This is a genomic window from Pseudomonas sp. TH08 (assembly GCF_016651275.1).
Classification (GTDB): Bacteria; Pseudomonadota; Gammaproteobacteria; order Pseudomonadales; family Pseudomonadaceae; genus Aquipseudomonas.
In genome coordinates this window covers 411,530-425,834 of sequence record NZ_JAEKEE010000003.1, presented here as the reverse complement: position 1 = coordinate 425,834, position 14,305 = coordinate 411,530, and the positions used below count along the sequence as shown (strand labels likewise).

The window sequence follows — 14,305 nt, the reverse complement described above, 5'->3', positions numbered from 1 at the left end:
TTTACCTCTCTTTAAGGATGAACGCGTTGGACAAGAAGGAAATCAAACGACAATTGGTGGAAATGCTCGAGGCCGGGCGTTCGAAAACCGAGACGTTCAAAGCGCTGTCGGGCGGCAAGGTCAAGGATCGCGTGTTGGCGGCGTGGATAGCAGGTCGCCCCGATCCGGCGCTCAGACAAAAGCATTCACTCAAGGTCACGCTGTTGATCGTGCTGATCTGTATTCAGGCATTTATCGGCGCAGTGTCCGGGTTCTTTCTGTTTTTCGAGGTCAGCGCCGGCCTGGCACTGACCATGATGCTGATCGCTGGCGGTGTACCGCTGTTGTTTGCCTGGTATTTCTACAAGAACGTCGCGGCGGCTTATACCGTCTTCATTCTCCTGAACATCAGTCAGGTTTCGCGCATGTTCAAGGGCTATGAAGAGGATCCGCTGTCCACCGTGATCGCCGTTGGCATCACCTTCGCTGTGGTGTTTTACGCTGCCTGGGTCAAATCGTTGTTGTTCCCCGATCTGGGATTCATCGGTGCGAAGAAGCTCAAAGGGCAGTTCGTCTTCTCCAACTGATCGTTGAACAATCCGACTGTTTTCACTGGCCTGGATCAATGTTTCGATTGGCGATATCGCCTAACGTAAATGAACCAGGCCTTTGCTGAGGTATGAGCTACAGTGCTTCCCGCGCACCTTGTTTGCGCTGACGGAGTACCCCGCGAGCCCGCCCGATCGAAGAATTATCCGGGCCGCAAGGTGTAGTGCAGCAAGGAGCTGACGCAACACTCCCCTGAACCTTTTCACGGATGAACACCGCAATGCACTGCCTAGAAAGATCCTTCGATATCCAGCCTTTGGCGCAGGCGGATATGACTGTCCACATCAACGGCCAGGCGGTCACTGCCGCCATCGGCGAAACCGTCCTCAGCGTTATTCAATCCCTCGGCGTACGCCAGATCGCGCGCAACGATCATGACCAGATCAGCGGCGCCTATTGCGGCATGGGCGTGTGCCAGTGCTGCCTGGTCAAAATCAATGGTCGGCACAAACGTCGTGCCTGCCAGACGGTGGTGCGCGATGGCATGCAGATTGAAACCCGGGTCAACCGCATCACCGCGCAGGAGGTCGTATGAACCTGCAACCGGTAATCGTCGGCGGTGGCCCGGCGGGGATGGCCGCGGCTATCGAACTGGCGCGCCATGGCGTGCGTTGCACCTTGCTTGAAGAAGCTTCGCGTCTTGGCGGTGTGGTCTATCGCGGGCCGCTGCGTGATGGCGTGCAACTGGATTATCTGGGCCCGCGTTATTCCGAAGCATTGAGCAAACTGCACGGTGATTTTCAGGAGCAATCCGGGCTGATCGATGTCCGCCTCAACCACCGTGTGATCGGCGCTGAAGGCACCCGTGCGTTGGTGGTGCTCGATGGTGATGAGCAATTGCACGAGATTGACTATCCGCAATTGCTGTTAGCCGCCGGTTGCCATGAGCGCAGCGTGCCGTTTCCCGGCTGGACGCTGCCGGGGGTGATCATGCTTGGCGGCCTGCAACTGCAAATCAAGAGTGGCGTGGTCAAGCCGCAAGGGCCGGTAATCATTGCCGGCACCGGGCCGCTGCTGCCGCTGGTGGCGACGCAGTTGCACGCCTCTGGCGTCAGCGTGGCCGGCGTCTATGAGGCCTGTGCGTTCGGCAAGATCGCCCGCGAGAGCCTGGCGCTGCTGAACAAGCCGCAGCTGTTTCTCGATGGCTTGAGCATGCTCGCCTACCTGAAATTGCACGGCATCCCGATGAACTACGGTTGGGGCGTGGTCGAAGCGCACGGCGAGGGCGAGTTGAAAAGCGTCAGCGTCGCGCCGTACTCGGCGACGTGGGAGCCGGACCTGTCTCGCGTCGAGCGCTTCGAAGCGAAGACCCTGGCGGTCGGTTATGGCTTTATTCCGCGCACTCAACTCAGTCAGCAGATGGGCCTGGATCACGGTTTCAGTGACGACGGTTACCTGCGCGCCAACTCGAACATCTGGCAGCAAAGCAACGAACCTCACGTGCATCTGGCCGGTGACATGGGCGGGATTCGCGGCGGTGAAGCGGCGATGCTCGCGGGCAAGATTGCTGCGACGTCGATCCTGCTGCAACGCGGTGTGCTTGAAGAAGAATTGGCTCGCGTGCGCCGCGACCGTTACCTGAGCAAACTCAAAGCCATCGTGCGCTTCCGCGCCGCCGTCGATCGCTACACCGAACGCGGCGTTGGCCAGACAGCATTGCCCGCCGCCGACACGGTGATCTGCCGTTGCGAACACGCGACCCGCGCCGACATCGATCGGGCGCTGGAGCAGGGTGTGCAAGACATCGCCAGCCTGAAAATGCGTACCCGCGTGAGCATGGGCGATTGCCAGGGACGGATGTGCGTCGGCTACTGCAGCGACCGTTTACGCCAGGCCACGGGGCGCAAGGATGTTGGCTGGCTGCGTCCGCGCTTCCCGATTGATCCGATTCCTTTTTCCGCGTTCCACAATGCCGGCACGGAGGCCGCTGCCCATGAGTAAGTTCTACGATGTGATCATCGCGGGTGGCGGCGTGATCGGTGCTTCTTGTGCCTATCAACTGTCCAAGCGCAAGGGCCTCAAGGTCGCGGTCATCGATGCGAAACGTCCGGGCAACGCAACCCGTGCGTCGGCCGGTGGCTTGTGGGCGATCGGCGAGTCGGTCGGCCTCGGTTGCGGGGTGATTTTCTTCCGCATGATGTCGGCCAACCGCAAGCGCGAAACCCAGGGCGCGGCGGTGGCGGTGGACGCGAGCACGCCGCACATTCTGCCGGAGTCGTTCTTCGATTTCGCCCTGCAATCCAACGCCTTGTATCCCGCGCTGCACCGCGAGCTGAAAGACAATCACGGCATGGATTTCAAGTTCGAAAAGACCGGGCTGAAATTCGTCATCTACGATGATGAAGACCGCCTCTACGCCGAGCACATCGTCGGGTGCATTCCGCATCTGGCCGATCAGGTGCGCTGGCTCGATCAAGCTGAGCTGCGCGTGGCCGAACCGAGCGTCAGCCATGAAGCGCGCGGTGCACTGGAATTCCTCTGCGACCATCAGGTCAGCCCGTTCCGTCTCGCCGATGCCTACATGGAGGGCGCGCGACAGAACGGTGTCGATATCTACGTCAACACCAACGTCACCGGCGTGTTGCATCACGGTACGCGCGTGACTGGCGTGCAGACCGCCGAGGAGGGCGTGTTCCACTGCAAAACGCTGATCAACGCGGGCGGCGCCTGGGCGGCGGATCTGAGCGAATGGGCGACCGGCATTCGTATCCCGGTGAAACCGGTGAAAGGCCAGATTCTGCTGACCGAGCGCATGCCGAAAATCCTCAATGGCTGCCTGACCACCAGTGATTGCTACGTCGCGCAAAAGGACAACGGTGAGATCCTGATCGGCAGTACCACCGAGGACAAAGGCTTCGACGTCACCACCACTTACCCGGAAATCGCCGGGCTGGTGCAGGGCGCCGTGCGTTGTCTGCCGGAGCTCAAGGACGTCAATCTGAAGCGAACCTGGGCGGGGCTGCGTCCGGGCTCACCGGATGAATTGCCAATTCTCGGGCCGATGCGTGGCGTGGAGGGTTATCTGAATGCCTGCGGGCACTTCCGCACCGGCATCCTGACCTCGGCGATCACCGGCGTACTGCTGGACAAACTGGTCAACGACGAGCCGCTGCCGCTGGACATCACCCCGTTCCTGGCGGACCGCTTCGAAGTGGCCCCGGTCAAACCAGAGCGCACGCTAGAGCCTGCTTGACTCAGATCCCCTGTGGGAGCGAGCCTGCTCGCGATGGCAATTTGTCAGTCCTGAATGTGTTGACTGACACACCGCTTTCGCGAGCAGGCTCGCTCCCACATGGAGTTTTGTGTGTGGCTCAGGTTCTGCGGGATTCTTCTTCGAGCTGATCGGACTCGAACAACCGCGCCAGCTCCGCCCGGGCTTCCTGGGCGGTTTGCAGGACTTTTGCCGCGTCGTCGTAGATCGCGTGTTGCGCCTCCAGCACCTGTTCGTCATGGTGTTTGAAGCGCTTGATGCGGGCATCGGCCTGAGCTTGGGTCAGCCCCAAGCCCACCAATGTGCGCCGGCTCATTTCCAGGCTTGAGTAATACGTCTCGCGAATCGCTTCCGCGCCGACATCCACCAAGCGGTGAACGTGCTGACGGTTACGCGCCCGGGCGATGATTTTCATGTGTGGGTAGAGCTTGCGCACCACCTCGGCGGTCTTGATGTTGGTCTCCGGATCGTCCGTGGCAATCACGAAGTATTCCGCTTCGCCGACCTTGGCCGCATGGAGGATTTCCGGGCGCATCGGGTCACCGTAGAACACCGGCACGCCGCCAAAGCTGCGCGACAGTTCGATGGTTTCGACCGAGGTGTCCAGTGCGACGAATTTGATGTTCTGCGCGCGCAGAATCCGCGCCACGATCTGCCCCATCCGGCCCATGCCAGCGATCACCACGCGCGGCGTGTCGGTATCGATCTCGCGGAATTTTTCCGGCACTTCCACCGGCTGTACCTTCGGGCTCACCAAGCGCGCGCAGAGCAACAGCAGCAACGGCGTCAGCGCCATCGACAGGGTGATGGTCAGCACTAGCAAGTCGTACAGGCGCGGCTCGAACAGACCCTGATCGCGGCCTATCTTGAACACCACAAAAGCGAATTCACCACCCGCGGCGAGGACGATGCCGAGGCGAATGGCGCTGATCTTGTTCAACCCGCCGGCCAGACGCCCGACCACAAACAGCAGCGGCAGCTTCAGACCAATCAGCAGCAGCGTCAGCCCGAGCACCGTGATCGGCGCGTTAAGCAGCAGACTGAGGTTGGCGCCCATGCCGACGCTGATGAAAAACAGCCCGAGCAACAGGCCCTTGAACGGTTCGATCTGCGCTTCCAGCTCATGCCGATACTCCGAATCCGCCAGCAGCAGCCCGGCGAGAAACGCCCCCAGAGCCATCGACACACCGACCAGATCCATCAGCCACGCTGTGCCGATCACTACCAGCAACGCGGTGGCCGTAGAGACTTCCGGCAGGCCGGTTTTCGCCACCACGCGGAATACCGGACGCAACAGATAGCGCCCGCCAACCACCACCACAGCGATACCGCCGAGCACTTGCAACGCGTGATTCAGACTCTCGGCACTGCTGGTGTTTTGTGCGCCGCCAGCGAGCATCGGCACCAGTGCAATCAACGGGATCGCGGCGATGTCCTGAAACAGCAGGATCGCGAACGCCAGACGCCCGTGGGGGCTGGTCAACTCTTTGCGCTCGGCCAGACTTTGCAGGCCGAACGCCGTGGAGGAGAGTGCCAGACCGAGGCCCAGCACAATCGCACTGTTCAGTGGTTGGCCAAACACCGACAGAGCCAGCACACCAATCACCGAAGCCGTCAGCAACACCTGCGCCAGGCCGACGCCGAACACCGATTTGCGCATCACCCATAACCGTCGCGGCGACAGCTCAAGGCCAATGATGAACAGCAGCAGCACCACGCCCAATTCGGAAATATGCGCCACGCTTTGCGGGTTGCCGATCAGGCCCAGCACGGAAGGGCCGATGATCACCCCGGCAAACAGATAACCGAGCACCGCGCCCAATTGCAGACGTTTGGCCAAAGGCACGGTGAGCACCGCCGCGAACAGAAACACGACAGCGGCTTGCAACAGATTGCCTTCATGGGGCATGGGTTTACTCCTGACAGCGTACGGCGGGGGCGACAAGGATAAAGGCTGCATCGTTTCCAGATCCACCGAAGATCCCGCCGCAGAACCGGTTTCACTGATCATGCGGCGTACGTCAGGTGGTATCGTGCGGGCCCCGACGCCAGGCGCAGCCGAAGCGTCAGTATCATCTCGATACCCCGTGACGTTACAAGGAGCTTCTCCAGAATGGATTTTAGAACCCTGCTGTGTGCCGGGCTTGTATGTATGACCGCAATTGATGCTCACGCCGAATCCTCGAATTTGCCCGGGCATTACTACCTGTCCGGCGTCATGGAAATGGGCGCCGAATTGCTGCTGCAGGCAGACGGGACGTTCAAGGCCGGGATGGAATACGGTTCCGCCAGCGGCATGGCCAACGGCAAGTGGTACGTCGAGGACGACGTCGTCACGCTGGAAAGCCAGGCCAGTGCGCAACCCGCCGAGGCGCTGGCCTTCGAAGAGCCCGGGGAAATCAGCCTGGCGCAACTGGAAGAAAACACCAGGCACTATCCGGATGAGCGCGCTGGCCTATGGCGCAACCACTATCTGTTAGAGATGCGCTATGCGCGTTTGCGTGAGGCGCCAAAGATCCAACCGGGTTTTGTCTACGTGCAGTTCGACCATGGCGACAGCGGTCCTTTGCCGTTGGAATCCGGCATCCCGGCCAGACTCTGGCTGCCTTACGATTCACAGAAAACCATCCGCAAGATCGGCTTCAGCACCGCCAAAAACACTGCGCCCGAGCAGTGGCTGCAGGTCTCGCCCGACACGCGTCTGTTCAGCTTCAACTGGAAAAAGCCCAAGCTTCAGCCCATCGTCATCGACAAGCCGCAGGAAGATAAACTGGCCGATGCACAACGGTTTTTACCCGAGGATGAGCAAGGCCGAATTCAGAATCACTACTTGATCGAGCTGTTCCATTACGACCCGGTACCCGCGCCGCCGATCAAACCGGTCGACGTGTATTGGCAGTTTGCCGATGGGTCAACTCAGCAGCAGGTCTGGACCGACTCAACTCAGGCCCGGTTGAAGCTGCCCTATACCGGCGCCAGTCCTTTGCAGAAACTGGGCTTGCGCACGCATGGGGCGACCGAGGACGTGCAGTGGTTTGACGTTGGCGCTGACACGCGTTTACTCAAGGTGCAGTGGCAGCCTGATCGTGGTCCCGGAGAGTTGGCGGCGATGTTTGAGGATCTGCAATTGCAGGTCGAGCCCAACTGTCTGGCGGTGAGTGGATGGAGTGACAAGGCCTGTTTCCGTCGGCGCTGATGGTGTGACGCGGCATTACCCGAACCCGCCCTTGTGGCGGGTTTTTACTGGTCGGCGGCTGTAAAATATCGCATCAATTGGTTACATTGATAGCGACAGCGAATCAATCATTTCGAGACCGACCATGGCCATCAACTTCGACCTCAACGACCTGCAAGCCTTTCGCGCTGTGGTCGAGCAGGGCAGTTTCCGCAAGGCCGCCGACACCGTGCGCCTGTCACAACCGGCGCTGAGCCGGCGCATCGAGAAGCTCGAAGACGCCCTCGGCGTAAAACTGTTCGAGCGCACCACGCGCAAGGTCAGCCTGACCCAGGCGGGGCGCGGCTTCATGCCCAGTGTCGAGCGTTTGCTCGATGATCTCGACGTGGCCTTGCTCGGCATCAGCGAAGTCGCTTCGACCCGTCTGGGCCATGTCACCGTCGCCTGCGTGCCCTCGGCGGCGTACTACTTCATGCCGCGCGTGGTTGCCCGCTATCACCAGCAATTCCCGCGCATCAAGGTCAAAGTTCTCGACTCCAGCGCCCATGACGTGCTCAGCGCGGTGGTCAACGGCGAGGCGGATTTCGGTTTGAGTTTCCTCGGTACGCAGGATGCCAAAGTCGACTTCGAACCGCTTGTGCAGGAGTGCTACGTCGTCGCGTGCCGCCGCGATCACCCATTGGCCGGGCGCAGCAGCGTGACGTGGGACGAGTTTTATCAGCAGGATTACATCTCGCTGGACAAGACGTCGGGCAATCGCTTTTTGCTCGATCAAGCCCTGAGCACGGTGGTGCCGCAGCGCCAGAGCATCTGCGAAACCAAGCATGTGACGACCATGATTGGTCTGGTCGAGGCGGGTTTGGGCGTGGCGGCGGTACCGTTGATGGCGATGCCCGGGCCGGATCATCCGATCCTGACGCGGGTGCCGCTGACCGACCCGCAAGTGATGCGCAGTGTCGGCATTATCAAGCGCCGGGATCGCACGTTGACCCCGGCGGCATTGGAGCTGGAGCGGCTGGTGGTGGCGATGAAAGTCCAGCCGCCGACGATCAACGCTTGACCGAGTCCAACCCGGTGGCCTGGACATCCGCCTGGGCGGCTGGCGCGGCGAGGTAGGTGAGCAACGCTTTGGCTTCCTGTGGATGCTGCGCGCCCACCGGGACGCCGGCAGCAAAACGCGTGACCGACTGCACCGATTCCGGAATCTTCGCGACGAAACTCACGCCCGGCACTGGCAGCAATTCGCTGACCTGCTGAAAGCCCAGTTGATAATCGCCAGTGGCAACCACCGAGCCCACCGGGATTTTTGCGATCATTTTGGCTTTCGGTTTCAGTTGCTCTTCGATGCCCAGCTTCTTGAATAACTGCTGCTCGATGTACACGCCGCTGGCGCTGTCGGAATAGGCCACCGACTGTGCATCAAGCAGGGTTTTCTTCAGGCCGTCGACGCTGCTGATATCCGGTTTTGACGCGCCTTCGCGCACCACCATGCCGATCCGCGAATCCGCCAGTTCCACGCGGGACGCCGGGTCGACCTTGCCTTGCTTGATCAAGTCATCGAGGGCGTAGCCGACCATGATCACCACGTCGGCGTGCTCACCGCGCGCGAGGCGATTGGGGATCGCCTCGGGTGCCTTGCCCATCGACGGGCCAAGTTGGGTGTCGAGGGTGTTGCCGGTGGCGGTGGCGAACTTCGGGCCGAGGATTTTATAGGCGGCGGTGAAGCCGCCGGAGGTCATCACGTTCAGTTGTTCTGCGTGCGCCAGGGTGCTGAAAGCGAAGAGCGCGATGGCGGTGAGGTTGAAGAGTTTTTTCATGGTCATTGTTCCTTATGCGGCGACCGGTTGCAGGCGGCCGCCCGCGCGGCGATAGAGGTACAGCGTCGCGCACAGTGCACACAACGCACCGATGCTCATCCAGTAACCCGGCGCCGCTTTGTCGCCGGTGTATTGAATCAGGAAGGTCGACATCGCCGGAGTGAAGCCGCCGAAAATGGCTGTCGCCAGGCTGTAAGCGAGGGAGAAACCGGCGACGCGCACTTCCACTGGCATGATTTCGGTCAGCGCCGGAATCATCGCGCCGTTGTACATGCCGTAGATGAACGACAACCACAGCAGCGACATCAGCATGTGGCTGAAGCTCGGCGCCTGCACCAGGTACGACAGCGCCGGATAAGTGGTGGCCAGTGCTAACAGCGACATCGCAATCAGCACCGGACGACGGCCGATGCGATCCGACAACATGCCGCCAATCGGCAGCCAGAAGAAGTTCGATACCCCCACCAGCAACGTCACCAGCAACGCGTCCGAGGTGCTCAGGTGCAACACGGTTTTGCCGAAGGTCGGCGCATACACGGTGATCAGGTAAAACGCGGTGGTGGTCAGGGCGACCATCAACATCCCGCCGAGTACCACAACCCAGTTCTGGCCAAGGGTGCGGAACACTTCGCCCATGCTCGGACGGTGTTTGCGCGCGGCGAACTCTTCGGTTTCTGCCAGATTGCGGCGCAGCAGAAAGATGAACGGCACGATCATGCAGCCAACGAAAAACGGAATCCGCCAGCCCCAATCAGCAATCACGTCCGGCGCCATCCAAGCGTTCAGCGCGAAGCCCAATGCGGCGGCGACAATGATCGCCACTTGCTGACTGGCCGACTGCCAAGCGGTGAAGAAACCTTTGCGGCCCGGGGTGGCGATCTCGGACAAGTACACCGAAACCCCGCCCAATTCGGCACCGGCGGAGAAGCCTTGCAACAGGCGTCCGATCAGTACCAATGCCGGTGCCAACAGACCGATGCTTTCGTATCCGGGCACCAGCACGATCAATATCGTGCCGCTGGCCATGATCGACAGAGTGACGATCAAACCTTTACGGCGGCCGACGTCATCGATGTACGCGCCGAGCACGATGGCCCCCAGAGGACGCATCAGAAAGCCCGCGCCGAACACCGCGAAGGTCATCATCAGGGAGGCGAATTCACTGCTCGCCGGGAAGAACACCGACGCGATCTGCGTGGCGTAGAAACCGAACAGAAAGAAGTCGAACTGTTCGAGGAAGTTGCCCGAGGTCACCCGGAAAATGGCGCCGGCCCGCGAGCCGCCGTTTGGGATTGAGGCTGTCATAGCAAAGTACTCCACCGCTTTTATGACGTGCGCCACGGAGAGTCAGCGCACGGATGTTATTGGGGCGGATGGTGGCGCAGGTGTAACAATATGTTAATTGCATTGTTGGCATGGATTGATGCGCAAAGCGGATCAATGCGCCCGACGCTTGCTTTTTGTAGGCGCTGAGCTTGCTCGCGAAAGCGTTGTCTCAGACGATCAATATGTTGGATGTGTCGACGCCTTCGCGAGCAAGCTCGGCTCCTACAGGTTTTGTGGTGTGGGTGAAATTTGCGCTCACATGAAAATCTTGTGGGCGCTGGCTTGCCAGCGATGGCGGCCCGGCAGACGACTACAATCCCCCAGCCAACCGGCACAAAAAAACAAGGAATGATTCCCGAGCCGCGCAGTCGGAGTTCAGGTATCACACATCAATGGAGGTTCACCGATGAACAGCAAAACCCTAATCGCCAGCCTGGCCCTCGTTGCCGGCATTGCCGGGATCAGCCCACTTGTTCAAGCGGCGCAAACCTCAAGCAACCTACCGTACAATCCCCGGTCAGCGACCGCGAATTGAAGGTCAACGACCGCGCCCCGGATATTTATCAACGCAGCGAAAAAGCCCTCGACTGGAAAGCCAAAGGCCTGAAAAAACCGGTCGATCAGGCGCAGTGGGTGCAGATCAATGACCAATACGTCATGGTGATGATCACCAACGGGACGATTATGGAAATCAAACCGGTAGAGCGTTAGACAATGTAGCGCTCTAACCATTTTCGTTGAATCGAAGGAATGGTTAGGGCGTAAGACATAACACTTGGCTCCTCCCATAGAGGTTTTGGTAAAAGTTGCTAGCTGAGAAGATATTGGTTTCTGATCACTATTCAGTGATGGCTCTTTGACACTTGCTGATGATTTTAATTAGAATCCGCTTTGTGAAAAAGCATGCAGGGATTCGGCAAGAATATGCCGGGATAACTAAAATATTATCAGCTTAGCGAATCGTCGAATGGAACCGTCAAAACAGCCATTAAGTAAACTTCTTACGATCGAGGGTACGCAGGAAAGCTATCGGGTTCCGAAGTATCAGCGACCTTATTCATGGTCCGCCCGCGACTGGCAACAGTTGGTGGATGATGTGAATGATGATGCAAATGACAAGGAAGGCCACTATATGGGGTCAGTTATTTGCGTAGATGCCAGTTCTGGTGCGCCGGGCGAACCTCGGGTTTATGAACTGATCGATGGTCAACAGCGAATTACCACTATTTCCTGCTTGTTGATTGCTATTTGGTCAAAGCTCAATGAAGTGCTTTCGGCTGAGGTTGATTTGAAAGAGCAGTCCAGTCTGGATGAGGACGATATTGCTGATTTAAAAGCATTGATGGATGATGTTCGTCGTAAGGTGGTACGAGAGCGCAGATATCAAAAAGATGAAAAGATGCCGGTTCATTCAAGCAGGAATACTTTGCTGGGTGATTTTTATATTGGTCGAAAAAATCGCACCGATTATTATTGCCGGATACTGCCGTCGAGTCAGGATTTAAATCGTGTTGATTATATTAATGCTCTGAGTCATTACAGGTTGTTAGCGCTTGTTGAACACGAGGCGCCGAGGAACTGGGGTAATCGTCGTATAGCTAAATGCATTCGTTATTTTTCTGAAGAGTTACCCAGCGATGTGACGGCGCTTAAACTGTTGGCCCAACGAGTAAATGCACTGATTTTTATTCACATCAAGGTCGACAGTCATTCTGATGCCTTCAGACTTTTTGAGGCGATTAACAATCGAGGTGTACCATTATCCGCTCTGGATATTATCAAGAACGCAATGTTGGCCACGCTGGAAAGAAATAGCACTGGTGCTATTGACGAGGCTTTCGAAACTTGGTCCGCCATGACCGAAAGTCTGGGACCAGATGCAGGTCTTCATGAAAGCTATCTGCGGCACTTTTATAATGCATTTCAAGTGGAGGCGGGGCGGAGCGTCCCTAATTTTAAACGAGCAACCAAGACCTCGTTGATTTCCATTTTTGAGTATTTGATAAAAAAGGATGCAGGCGATTTGTTGGATGCTCTAGCCCGGCGTGCCAGTTTTTATACTGCTATTACGCAGCCGGAACGTGCAGATATTGCCCCATTGCGTCGCTCGAAACTGTTGAATTTATCGCGCCTGGATGCCAAGCCAAGTCATCAGTTTTTGCTTTATATGTTGGATAGAGAAGAGAATGGGTGTTGTGCGTCTGCTGACGTAAATAAGTCAATCGATTTTCTTTCACGATACTTTGTGCGCCGAAATCTGACCGGCACCCCTGCCACTAACCGTTTAGATGGTTTGTTTATCGATCTTGTGAGTGTTTGTGAAAAGACCATTAAGAAGAGTGGGGGCTTTTCTTATGAGTTGGTTCGCGGCACTTTGCTCAAGGCGAAGGGTAGCGATGCGCCTGCGGACGATGGGGATTTTGAAGAAGCCTTGAGTACTCATATCTATTATTATAATCCGGTCGTTGCTCGTTACTTGTTGTGCAATTATGTGATGGGGCGCGAAACAAAAGAGCGCCAGATTGATTTGTGGCGCAGAGACGACAAAGGGCGATATGTCTGGACAATTGAACATGTTCTTCCTCAAGGTACATTGAAGTCGGGCTGGATTGAGATGTTGGCAGGTGGCGACGTTGAGAAAGCGCTTGAAATTCAGGAACAATTTGCCGATCAAATAGGTAATTTGACACTGTCTGCTTATAATTCAAATTTGTCCAATGCTGAATTGGTTGAGAAGCAGAAGAAGACTGTGGTCACGCTTGCGGGTGATAAGGCTGCTATAGGATATAAAAACGGCTTATTGCTGAATGACTTGAAGTTCAAGGTCGGAAGAAAGATTTCATGTCTCTCAGGTACCGCCAGTTGGAATGATGAGCACATCGATGCCAGGACTGATGTTCTTGTCGAAGCGATGATGTCGGATTATAAACTCTGAGACTTTATCGGCGTTTATTTGAAACGTTAGATTGTCAGGCGAATTTTAACTTGGCGCTATTTAGGTAGCGCCTCGAATTATTCACCTACTCGACCCGAATGTGACTCAGAACCTGCCCACCGCCCAACCGATACTGATTGTTGCCACTGCGTTTCGCCTCATACATCGCCAGATCGGCAATGTGCAGCAGGCGGTCCATGGTCGGTGCGTGGTCGGGAAACACCGCGACGCCAAGGCTGCTGCCGATATGGCGCTGGTCGTTGCCGATGCTGATCGGCGGCGACAGCTCGATGAAAATCTTCTGACAGATGCTGCGGGCTTCGTCCTGCAAGTCGATGCCCGGTGCCAAGCCTTGCAGGATGACCACGAATTCGTCACCGCCAATCCGTGCGACGGTGTCGGTGGCGCGCAGGATGCGTTTGAGGCGTGTAGCGGTGGTGATCAGCACGCGGTCGCCGGCGGCATGGCCGTAGTGGTCGTTGATGTTTTTGAAGCCGTTCAGGTCGACGAACACCAGCGCCACTCGCGTGTTGGTCTGCCGGGCCTGATCCAGTGCTTCGGACAAGCGTTCTTCCAGTACCAGACGATTGGGCAATCCGGTCAATGGATCGAAGTGGGCGAGGTGCTGGAGGTAACTGGCCGAGGCTTTTTCTTCGGTGATGTCGCGCACCACGCCCATCATTTTGATGACCGTGTCGTGGTCATTGCGCACCACATTGCCGGTCTCGCGCAGCCAGCGAATCGTACCGTCGGGCCAGACCACGCGGTATTCCTCGTCGTGGTTTTCGCCGGTTTTCAGGCAGCGCAGTTCACCGTCGCGCACCCGCACGCGGTCATCCGGGTGTACGCAGGAGCAGAACAGAGCGTAGGACGGCGTGATCTCACCGATCTTGAACCCAAACATGCCGTAGATCGCGTCCGACCAATACAGCCGATCGGTGTCGACTTCCCAATCCCAGGTGCCGATGCGCGCGAAGTATTGGCTGCGCTTGAAGCGCTCGGCGTCGCCGTCCTGATGAATGTTGCGGCCTTCAGCGGCGCGGCTCAGCAGTTCACGGTATTCGGCGAGTTGCCGGCGCAAATTGCGCTCGCGCCAGCTCAGCACGACAATCACGGCCAGCAAGACAATCCCAAGGGCTAGACCGATCCAGAGCTGAGTCATTAGCGTGCTGCCAGCATGGCGGATCTATCCGATGAGTAATGGCGGTTGGCTATGTTAATGCTTCGTCACTCGGTTCGGATACAGGGCGATC

The 14,305-nt window shown here is 57.8% G+C and carries 11 protein-coding genes and 1 pseudogene; 8 read left to right on the top strand and 4 right to left on the bottom strand.

The window, feature by feature from the left end; all coding sequences use genetic code 11:
- Positions 1-26 precede the first annotated feature (26 nt).
- The 4 genes from JFT91_RS15250 (at position 27) to hcnC (ending at position 3,781) form a co-directional block, all read left to right on the top strand.
- Positions 27-566 carry a hypothetical protein gene (locus JFT91_RS15250; protein ID WP_201204481.1) on the top strand — a complete coding sequence of 180 codons (540 nt, stop codon included), beginning with the start codon at positions 27-29 and terminating at the stop codon, positions 564-566.
- 242 nt (positions 567-808) lie between these two features.
- On the top strand, positions 809-1,123 hold the full coding sequence (locus JFT91_RS15245; protein ID WP_201226311.1) for a (2Fe-2S)-binding protein: 315 nt from the start codon (positions 809-811) through the stop codon (positions 1,121-1,123).
- Complete coding sequence (gene hcnB, locus JFT91_RS15240; protein ID WP_201232907.1) at positions 1,120-2,529, top strand: cyanide-forming glycine dehydrogenase subunit HcnB; 1,410 nt, start codon at positions 1,120-1,122, stop codon at positions 2,527-2,529. The genes JFT91_RS15245 and hcnB overlap by 4 nt, the downstream gene beginning before the upstream one ends.
- Complete coding sequence (hcnC, locus tag JFT91_RS15235) at positions 2,522-3,781, top strand: cyanide-forming glycine dehydrogenase subunit HcnC (RefSeq protein WP_201232906.1); 1,260 nt, start codon at positions 2,522-2,524, stop codon at positions 3,779-3,781. The genes hcnB and hcnC overlap by 8 nt, the downstream gene beginning before the upstream one ends.
- A gap of 118 nt (positions 3,782-3,899) precedes the next feature.
- Here hcnC and JFT91_RS15230 read toward each other — a convergent pair whose 3' ends face one another.
- Complete coding sequence (locus JFT91_RS15230; protein WP_201226308.1) at positions 3,900-5,708, bottom strand: monovalent cation:proton antiporter-2 (CPA2) family protein; 1,809 nt, start codon at positions 5,706-5,708, stop codon at positions 3,900-3,902.
- Positions 5,709-5,951: 243 nt separating this feature from the next.
- Between JFT91_RS15230 and JFT91_RS15225 the strand changes: the two genes are divergently transcribed.
- Positions 5,952-6,995, top strand: a complete 1,044-nt coding sequence (locus JFT91_RS15225) for a tudor domain-containing protein (RefSeq protein WP_201232905.1) — start codon at positions 5,952-5,954, stop codon at positions 6,993-6,995.
- A gap of 124 nt (positions 6,996-7,119) precedes the next feature.
- Positions 7,120-8,034: a LysR family transcriptional regulator gene (locus JFT91_RS15220; RefSeq protein ID WP_201232904.1), complete on the top strand. Its 915-nt coding sequence runs from the start codon at positions 7,120-7,122 to the stop codon at positions 8,032-8,034.
- Here JFT91_RS15220 and JFT91_RS15215 read toward each other — a convergent pair.
- Positions 8,024-8,791, bottom strand: coding sequence for a substrate-binding domain-containing protein (locus JFT91_RS15215; protein WP_201232903.1), 768 nt, complete (start codon positions 8,789-8,791; stop codon positions 8,024-8,026). The two genes, JFT91_RS15220 and JFT91_RS15215, sit on opposite strands and share 11 nt — an antisense overlap.
- A 12-nt stretch (positions 8,792-8,803) precedes the next feature.
- Positions 8,804-10,096: an MFS transporter gene (locus tag JFT91_RS15210; RefSeq protein WP_201232902.1), complete on the bottom strand. Its 1,293-nt coding sequence runs from the start codon at positions 10,094-10,096 to the stop codon at positions 8,804-8,806.
- A 427-nt stretch (positions 10,097-10,523) separates the two neighbouring features.
- On the opposite strand from JFT91_RS15210, the pseudogene JFT91_RS15205 reads away from it, so the two are divergent.
- Positions 10,524-10,828, top strand: a pseudogene (locus JFT91_RS15205) (RcnB family protein).
- A 256-nt stretch (positions 10,829-11,084) separates the two neighbouring features.
- Positions 11,085-13,052 carry a DUF262 domain-containing protein gene (locus JFT91_RS15200; RefSeq protein ID WP_201232901.1) on the top strand — a complete coding sequence of 656 codons (1,968 nt, stop codon included), beginning with the start codon at positions 11,085-11,087 and terminating at the stop codon, positions 13,050-13,052.
- A gap of 85 nt (positions 13,053-13,137) precedes the next feature.
- On the opposite strand, the gene JFT91_RS15195 is transcribed toward JFT91_RS15200, so the two are convergent.
- Positions 13,138-14,214, bottom strand: coding sequence for a sensor domain-containing diguanylate cyclase (locus JFT91_RS15195; RefSeq protein WP_201232900.1), 1,077 nt, complete (start codon positions 14,212-14,214; stop codon positions 13,138-13,140).
- Positions 14,215-14,305 lie beyond the last annotated feature (91 nt).

Coding starts and splice junctions, on each gene's coding strand:
- JFT91_RS15195 (WP_201232900.1), bottom strand. CDS start 14,214: ATGACTCAGCTCTGGATCGGTCTAGCCCTTGGGATTGTCTTGCTGGCC.
- JFT91_RS15245 (WP_201226311.1), top strand. CDS start 809: ATGCACTGCCTAGAAAGATCCTTCGATATCCAGCCTTTGGCGCAGGCG.
- JFT91_RS15200 (WP_201232901.1), top strand. CDS start 11,085: ATGGAACCGTCAAAACAGCCATTAAGTAAACTTCTTACGATCGAGGGT.
- hcnC (WP_201232906.1), top strand. CDS start 2,522: ATGAGTAAGTTCTACGATGTGATCATCGCGGGTGGCGGCGTGATCGGT.
- JFT91_RS15215 (WP_201232903.1), bottom strand. CDS start 8,791: ATGAAAAAACTCTTCAACCTCACCGCCATCGCGCTCTTCGCTTTCAGC.
- hcnB (WP_201232907.1), top strand. CDS start 1,120: ATGAACCTGCAACCGGTAATCGTCGGCGGTGGCCCGGCGGGGATGGCC.
- JFT91_RS15220 (WP_201232904.1), top strand. CDS start 7,120: ATGGCCATCAACTTCGACCTCAACGACCTGCAAGCCTTTCGCGCTGTG.
- JFT91_RS15225 (WP_201232905.1), top strand. CDS start 5,952: ATGACCGCAATTGATGCTCACGCCGAATCCTCGAATTTGCCCGGGCAT.
- JFT91_RS15230 (WP_201226308.1), bottom strand. CDS start 5,708: ATGCCCCATGAAGGCAATCTGTTGCAAGCCGCTGTCGTGTTTCTGTTC.
- JFT91_RS15210 (WP_201232902.1), bottom strand. CDS start 10,096: ATGACAGCCTCAATCCCAAACGGCGGCTCGCGGGCCGGCGCCATTTTC.